The sequence below is a fragment of the Streptomyces blattellae genome (assembly GCF_009709555.1).
GTDB lineage: Bacteria > Actinomycetota > Actinomycetes > Streptomycetales > Streptomycetaceae > Streptomyces > Streptomyces blattellae.
In genome coordinates this window covers 1-284 of record NZ_WJBG01000004.1, presented here as the reverse complement: position 1 = coordinate 284, position 284 = coordinate 1, and the positions used below count along the sequence as shown (strand labels likewise).

1 pseudogene is annotated in these 284 nt (G+C 70.4%); it reads right to left on the bottom strand.

The annotated features are described in order from the left end of the window. Positions 1-284 (bottom strand): annotated as a pseudogene (locus GFH49_RS39175) (hypothetical protein); the annotation flags it as partial.

Below are 284 nucleotides of genomic sequence, written 5' to 3'. Positions count from 1 at the left end.
GGACAGGAACAGCTCGAAGGACTCCTCCGGTGACGCCTCCGCCACCTGGTACACCTGAAGCCGACGCTCCCCGTCCGCGCTGCGGTAGTTGACCACCGCGATGCCGTACTGCGAGTCCACCGTGCTGCGCGCCCACCCGGCGGGCCGCGCTATCCGGAAGCCCTCCTCGTCCTCGTACAGCTCGTATCCGGCGGGCAGTTCGGGGACCGAAGCGGAGGGCGACGCCGTCTCCTCGGTGAACGACGGCTCCGGCGACGACGCGTACGGATCGCTCGGCTGCGACG